The sequence below is a fragment of the Actinomadura sp. 7K534 genome, assembly GCF_004348575.1.
In the GTDB taxonomy this organism is placed as follows: Bacteria; Actinomycetota; Actinomycetes; order Streptosporangiales; family Streptosporangiaceae; genus Spirillospora; species Spirillospora livida.
The window spans coordinates 1-6,242 of the sequence record NZ_SMKB01000336.1 but is presented as its reverse complement, the minus strand read 5'-3'; the positions used below and the strand labels follow the sequence as shown (position 1 = coordinate 6,242).

At 71.1% G+C, this 6,242-nt stretch carries 6 protein-coding genes; 3 read left to right on the top strand and 3 right to left on the bottom strand.

Annotation, left to right across the window (positions count from 1 at the left end; all coding sequences use genetic code 11):
• Window positions 1-624 precede the first annotated feature (624 nt).
• Window positions 625-1,284, bottom strand: a complete 660-nt coding sequence (locus tag E1266_RS34700) for a hypothetical protein (RefSeq protein WP_132054414.1) — start codon at window positions 1,282-1,284, stop codon at window positions 625-627.
• A gap of 233 nt (window positions 1,285-1,517) precedes the next feature.
• Between E1266_RS34700 and E1266_RS34695 the strand changes: the two genes are divergently transcribed.
• Window positions 1,518-1,835, top strand: coding sequence for a hypothetical protein (locus E1266_RS34695; protein ID WP_243719271.1), 318 nt, complete (start codon window positions 1,518-1,520; stop codon window positions 1,833-1,835).
• A gap of 53 nt (window positions 1,836-1,888) precedes the next feature.
• On the opposite strand, the gene E1266_RS34690 is transcribed toward E1266_RS34695, so the two are convergent.
• Window positions 1,889-2,806, bottom strand: coding sequence for an alpha/beta hydrolase (locus tag E1266_RS34690; protein ID WP_132054412.1), 918 nt, complete (start codon window positions 2,804-2,806; stop codon window positions 1,889-1,891).
• Between the two features lie 96 nt (window positions 2,807-2,902).
• Between E1266_RS34690 and E1266_RS34685 the strand changes: the two genes are divergently transcribed.
• Window positions 2,903-3,931 carry a helix-turn-helix domain-containing protein gene (locus E1266_RS34685; protein WP_132054410.1) on the top strand — a complete coding sequence of 343 codons (1,029 nt, stop codon included), beginning with the start codon at window positions 2,903-2,905 and terminating at the stop codon, window positions 3,929-3,931.
• A gap of 291 nt (window positions 3,932-4,222) precedes the next feature.
• Here E1266_RS34685 and E1266_RS34680 read toward each other — a convergent pair whose 3' ends face one another.
• Entirely contained in the window at window positions 4,223-5,242 is a 1,020-nt protein-coding gene (locus tag E1266_RS34680) for a hypothetical protein (RefSeq protein ID WP_132054408.1), read from the bottom strand.
• Window positions 5,243-5,351: 109 nt separating this feature from the next.
• Between E1266_RS34680 and E1266_RS34675 the strand changes: the two genes are divergently transcribed.
• Entirely contained in the window at window positions 5,352-5,969 is a 618-nt protein-coding gene (locus E1266_RS34675) for a TetR/AcrR family transcriptional regulator (protein ID WP_132054406.1), read from the top strand.
• Window positions 5,970-6,242: the final 273 nt, after the last annotated feature.

Genomic DNA, 6,242 nt, shown 5'->3' with positions numbered 1-6,242 from the left:
GGTCGGGGTGCGGGACAGCAAGGACCCGGACGGGGGACACCTCACCCTGACCGTTGCTCAGTTCGCGAGCATGATCGAGCAGGTCAAGCGGCACCCGGCCCGCTGATCGTCCCGTCCGGCCCGACCATCGACCGGGGTGTCATGCCGCGACGGAGCGCTCGATGTGCGGGCGCAGGGCCGCCCGGAGCTTCTTGGTGTCGGGTTCTTGGAAAGTGACGCCGCTGGAGTCGTCCGCCTCGTGGACCGCCGTGAATCGGCGGTGTCCTGGTAGACGCAGGCGACCAATTGGGGGCCGGGGGGTGAGCCGTCCTGGCCCGGTTTCCATCGGTCAGGGACGTCCACGTTCCCCACCTCGGCGTACCGCAGGTTAAATGCCACCGGGTGGGGGCCGCCGCCCCGATAGGGCTCGCCGCTCTCCGCGTAACCGGTGTCGGGCCGCGCTGCGCCGCCGGGACGCTCGGGGCAGAACTCGGACTCGGCCGCCAGCGGCGTGGGCGGATCGTCCAGCATGCCCGCCAGCTGAACGCCGCCCAACGTCGCCGCGACGCCGACTCCCAGGACGGCGAACGCCCATCGATCCGACCTGCGCATGCCGACCATTCTGCAGAGGCCGCGACCGGTCGCCTACTGCGCTTCGGAAGGTGTTCGGGACGTGCGTCGGGGCAAGACGATCGCGATCAGGACGGCGCCGAGCCCGACCGCGCACGCCGTCCAGCCCGTCCATTCGGGGACCCTGCCCAGGGCCACGGAACTCGCGGGCCGCACACGCAGCCCGGCGGTGCTGGCGCGGTTTCCTAGGACGCGCGCCTCGAAGTGGTGCGCGTTGTCCGGGGGCGTCCCCGACGACCGGCGGAGGGAGCGGTACTCGGCCCGGGACATGGTGACCCCGCCGTGCACCGTCTTACCGTCGAGCGTCCAATGCCCGCCGCACGTGTAACCGGACAACGTGCAGGTTGTCTCGTCCGGGATGGCGACGCGGGCCGGTTCGCCGTACTTCCAGACGTATCCGGGCTTGTCGCGCTCGATCGAGCCGATGATCGCCAGGACCCCTACCGACAGGCACGCCCCGACCAGGACCGTCGCCGCCACGAGGCCCCACCGGTCGGCCATGGCGCCGACCGCGACGGTGACCGGCGCCAGCACGAAGACCCCGACGAACCCCAGCAGGATGGAAAGAAGGACCAGCCCGGCGAGCCGCCCCCCAGGGTTCGCCAGCAGAACCCACTCCGCGAGCGCTAGCAGCAGAATCCCGAGAGGCACGGCCCACAGCAGGATGCGTTTCACGACCCTTCCTCCTGTGGTCCGCGCTCTGCCGAGGCCGAGAACTCCCCGAAGCCAGGCGATCACGGTAAACCATCACCCCCGGCCATCGCCTCCCCCGAATACGCACCGGCCGTACGAAACACCCCTTCAACGGCCGACAAACGTGCAGGTCACCCAAGGGGGCGACGGTGCCGCTGTTCACAAGGCCGATGAATACAGTCCGTATGTCAGTGGTCGCACTTAGTGTCTGCGTCATGCCTTCGAGTAATCACGAGCTGCCGTTGGAGATGGTCCGCAACCGGCCGCAGCTCACCCCCACGACCTGCAAGCTCCTGGAGGAGATCGTGAACGTCGCCGGCTATGAGTGGCAGTCCGAGTTCGCCAAGACCCACCGGGGCGAGGGGCGCGCGGAGGGCGAGGCCAAGGCTGTCCTGCTCGTGCTCGGCGCCCGCGGGATCACCGTCCCCAACGAGATCCGCGAGCGCGTGACGAACTGCACCGACATCGACCAGCTCGAACGCTGGGTCCAGCGCGCCGCCGTCATCGACAAGGCCGAAGACCTCCTCGAATAGCCTGGAATCGCCCCGGTGGCTCAGATCTGGCCGGACGTCGTCTAGCGGTCGCGTCAATCGGCCAGGGCGCGGCGCAGGACGGCGCCGAGTTCGGCGATCTGCCGTTGCGACACGTCGGCGGACAGGATCGCGTGCGAGCCGTGGAACGTCCCTGGCCACTGGTGCAGTTCGACCGTGACGCCCGCCTGGAGCAGGCGCAGCGCGTAGTCGATGTCCTCGTCGCGGAGCGGGTCGAACTCCGCGGTCGAGATGTACGCCGGTGGCAGGCCGGACAGGTCGTCGGCACGCGCCGCGGCCGCGTCCGGGGTCGCGGGAACGTCGCCCAGGTAGTGCCGCCACACCGCGGTAAGGCTGTCGCGGTCCTGCCAGGGCGTGTCCGTGAAATTGCGCTGCGACCACGTCTCCTGCCGGTCGTCCAGCACGGGCTGATTGAGCAGCTGGAAACGGATCGGCGGCCCCTGCTCGTCGCGTGCCCGCAGCGCCGCCCCGGCTGCGAGGCCCCCGCCGGCGCTGTGCCCGCCGATCGCGATCAGGTCCGGGGCGATGCCGAGATCGGCGGCGTTCTCGGCGGCCCACGCCAGCACGGCGTAGGCGTCGTCGAGCGCGGCCGGGAACCGGTGTTCGGGGGCCTGGCGGTAGTCCACCGAGATCACCACCGCGCCGGACGCTCCGGCGAGCCGGGCGGCGGTCGGGTGCTCGGTGTCCAGGTCGCCGACGATCCAGCCGCCGCCGCGCAGCCAGACGATCGCGCCGTGGGCGCGGCGCGGGCGGTAGATCCGCACCGGGACGTCCGGGTCGGCGGGCACCATGTGGTCCTCGACCTCCAGGCCCTCGGTGCCGGGGGCGGACGCCGCCGTGATCTCGCGCGGCGCCGCGGCGGCCAGTTCGGCGAGCAGCTTGCGGGCGGCGATCGGATCGGTCATGTCGGCCTTGGGGATGAGCGGGAGGAATGCAGCGAGTTCGGGATCCATGACATCCATCCTCGTGACGGCCGGCACCGGGATCATCCGCCGTCCGTCGCGCATTCCGCCCGAATCACGCGACGACCGTGGCCTTATCCTTCGGACATGGAGGCTCTGGCCGTCCGGCTGTCGGGACTGGACTCGTACGCCGAGGGCGCGATCCGCGTCGTCGTGTTCTACGACACGCTGATGCGCCGGCGGGTGGATCTTCCGGCGCTCGTGCGGGCCTCGGCGGGCCTGGCCGAGTGCGTGGCCGGCATCCGGATCCACGGGACGGGACAGGTCGTCCGTGCCGCGTCCGACGGCGGGCCGGCGCCCGGCCCCGCGCCGCCCGCGTCCAGTGCCGTGCCCGTCATCCTCGACGAGGAGGAGATCGGTACGGTGTGGCTGGAACGTCCCGGCCCGCCCATCCCGCTGGACGAGGTGCTGCTGGACCGGCTCGCCATCGCCGCCGCGGCCGTCCTCGAACGGTACGGTCCGGCCCGCACCACCATGGCCGACCCCGCCCTCGTCGAACTGGCGATCAGCGCGGACGGCGACCAGGCGGCCAGGGCACGCGCGCTGCGCCTGCTCGGGTTCGCCGCCTCCTCGCCGTTCCGTGTCGCCGCGGTGCGGTCGGCGCTGCCCCTCGACCAGGTCGCCGGGCTGGTGTGCCCGTCCCGTCCGGTCAAGGCGGCACCGCTCGACGGCGTGGGCGTCATCCTGGCCGGCGCCATCGACGCGTCCCGGTTCCCGCCGGACGTGCGCGCGGGCATCGGTGCCGCCGGGAGCCCCGACCGCTCCTGGCGCCAGGCCCGCACAGCCCTTCGCTTCACCGCGCCCCGGCGCCCCGTCGTCCACCACGACGACCTCGGCGCTGTGGCGCTGCTCGCCCAGATCCCGCCGGACGCCATGCGCGGCAACGCCGACGTCGCCGCGATCGAGCGCTTGTCTGCCGAAGACCTGGAGACCCTGGACGCCTACTGCGCCACCGGCTCCCTGCGCCGCGCCGCCGACATCCTCCACCGGCACCACAGCAGCATCGCCCGCCGCCTCGACCACATCGGCAGGACCCTGGCCATCGACCTGACCGCCCCCACCGGCTTGACCCGGGTCCGCCTCGCCCTGACCGCCTGGCACCTCCTGAACAACTGAAGCACTCGCGGGATGACGGACCGGTCGCGGCTTTCGCAGGCCCACGGCACCGCGGAGTGCATCCAGCAGTCGTGTGACGAATTCTTTGGACAGGTCGTTCATATCGATCATGAAGGTGTGCGTCGCGCCGCCACCGCTCGCGTACAGGCTGGAGAACGACGTACCGCCCAGCAGCATCGGCGCCCACCGCCATCGAGGCGGCAGGGCGGCGAAGTCGGCGGCGAGGCGACAGCATCGGGCGCGAGATCCGCTACATCGTGGGTCCGGCCGTGCAGTGGAGCTGGGGGAGCGTCAGCGGTAGTGATCGGCGACGGTGGTGAAGGCGGCCTTCGGTTCCCAGGGCATGTCGGGGTAGGTGGTGCCGTGGCCGTTTTCGAGGACCTTGACGATGCCGTAGCTCGCCAGATCCAGGTCGTCGCGCGGGTCTCCGCCGGGGCGATGCGGGTGGTCGTTGAGGGCGAAGATGAACACGAAGGCGCTGTCGACACCTTCGGCCTTGAAGATGTCCAGCAGTTCGTCCAGGTAGGCGGCCTGGCCGGCTTCGTCGCGGGCGTACTCGCCGTTCAGCCGGACGGGCACGCCGGTGTCCTCGTCGTACTCGACGATCTCCAGCCCGCGTGCGCCCATGTCGCCCGCGCCGCGGAAGCAGGCGGAGCCGAACTCGGTGATCGCGACCGGCTTGCCCTGCGCGACGAGCGTGCGGACACCTTCGCGGAACTTGTCCGCGATGTCGGCCGAGCGGTAGAGGTCCATGGAGATGATGTCGAAGGGCGTCCAGTCCACGAAGTCGAGATGGATGGCCGCATAGGTGACCCGGCCGCCGAAGCGTTCGCGAACGAGCCGCACGGCGTCGCCTAGGAAGCCGTTCACGCGGCCACTGGCCTCGGTGATCAGGTCCCGTAGCCGCTCCGGCCCGCTCAGCAGCCCGACCCGCTCGGCCAGCGAGTCGCCGGGGAGAAATCCCTTGTTCATCAGACTCAGCTCGGCACCCGTCACGAACACCACGTCCGCGCCCCGCCGCCGGAGCCGTTCGGCGCGTTCGGCGCAGTCGGCGAAGAGCGTCAGCATCTCCTCGCCGGTCAGCTCCAGCGGATAGGGCGAGAACCAGACCTCAAGGCCCAGGTCGGCGGCCAGTGTGGCGGCCAGTTCCAGCCGGTCGGGATCGCCGCCGCTGACTCGGACGGCGTTGCAGTGCAGGTCTTCCCGGATTATGCGGAGTTCGCGCTCGGCTCGCGCCGGGTCGAAGCGTTCGCGCGAGTTCCGCCCGTCGCGGACGAAGCCGGTGTCGTAGGTGATGCCCTTGGCGCGCATGGGGGTCCCCTCTTCCAAATAGGGTACGAATCGTACCCTATTTGCCCTCCGTGCGGCGGCGGCACCAACCTTGGCGAGGAACCGGCGGTACCGGACACGGGGACGAGGCATGGTGGGCGATCCGGAGAAGCGAGCAGGGGATGGGCAGACGCGGCGCCGTGGTGCCGTCCTGGAGGAGGCGATCCTCGACGCCGCCGTCGCCGAGCTCACCGAGTCCGGGTTCTCTGGATTGACCATGGACCGGGTCGCCGAGCGCGCCCGCACCAACAAGAACGCGATCTACCGCCGCTGGCCGAACCGGCTGGCCCTCGGCATCGCCGCCTACGGGCGGCTGGCCAGGACCGTCCAGCCGCCCGACACCGGCAATCTGCGCGACGACGTCCTTGAGCAGCTCCGCCGGGCGAACCGCCACTGGAGTTCGCCGCTCGGCTCGATCCTGCGGGACCTGCTCTCGGCCGCCGGCGGGGCGGCCGAGCTCGTGGCGCGGCTACCGGACCAGTCCGCCGACGCCGTGGCCGCCCCCTGGCTGACCATCCTCGAACGCGCCGTGGCCCGCGGGGAGGTCGCCCCGGAGGCACTCCACCCCCGCGTCGCGACAGTGGCGATCGTCCTGTTGCGCAACGAGTTCGTGGTGCGCGGCGTCCCTACCGCGCCTGATGAGGTGCTCGTCGAGATTGTCGACGAGGTGTACCTTCCACTGGTGCGCCGGCGAGCCACGCCGGACTGACCTCCTTGCGCGGGGCCATGGACTGGGAGCCGAAATCCCAGCCGACCGCCGACACCGGCCTGCGGGAACTCCCGGGGCCGTCCGCGCCGGGCCGGGGCATCGGATGCTGTCAGCCGTGCGCGACGTGTCGGGCCCGTCTTGGTGGGGCTGAGCTGAGGTCCTAGGTCTATGGGACCTGGGGGGTCGGGGCTCGTGGCCGATGTGCTGGGGCGTGGGGTTCAGGACGATTAGGGCATGACCACGACCTTTGAAGCTACGGGTAAGGCGTCGGGG

Coding starts and splice junctions, on each gene's coding strand:
- E1266_RS34695 (WP_243719271.1), top strand. CDS start 1,518: ATGCCTTCGAGTAATCACGAGCTGCCGTTGGAGATGGTCCGCAACCGG.
- E1266_RS34690 (WP_132054412.1), bottom strand. CDS start 2,806: ATGGATCCCGAACTCGCTGCATTCCTCCCGCTCATCCCCAAGGCCGAC.
- E1266_RS34685 (WP_132054410.1), top strand. CDS start 2,903: ATGGAGGCTCTGGCCGTCCGGCTGTCGGGACTGGACTCGTACGCCGAG.
- E1266_RS34680 (WP_132054408.1), bottom strand. CDS start 5,242: ATGCGCGCCAAGGGCATCACCTACGACACCGGCTTCGTCCGCGACGGG.
- E1266_RS34675 (WP_132054406.1), top strand. CDS start 5,352: ATGGTGGGCGATCCGGAGAAGCGAGCAGGGGATGGGCAGACGCGGCGC.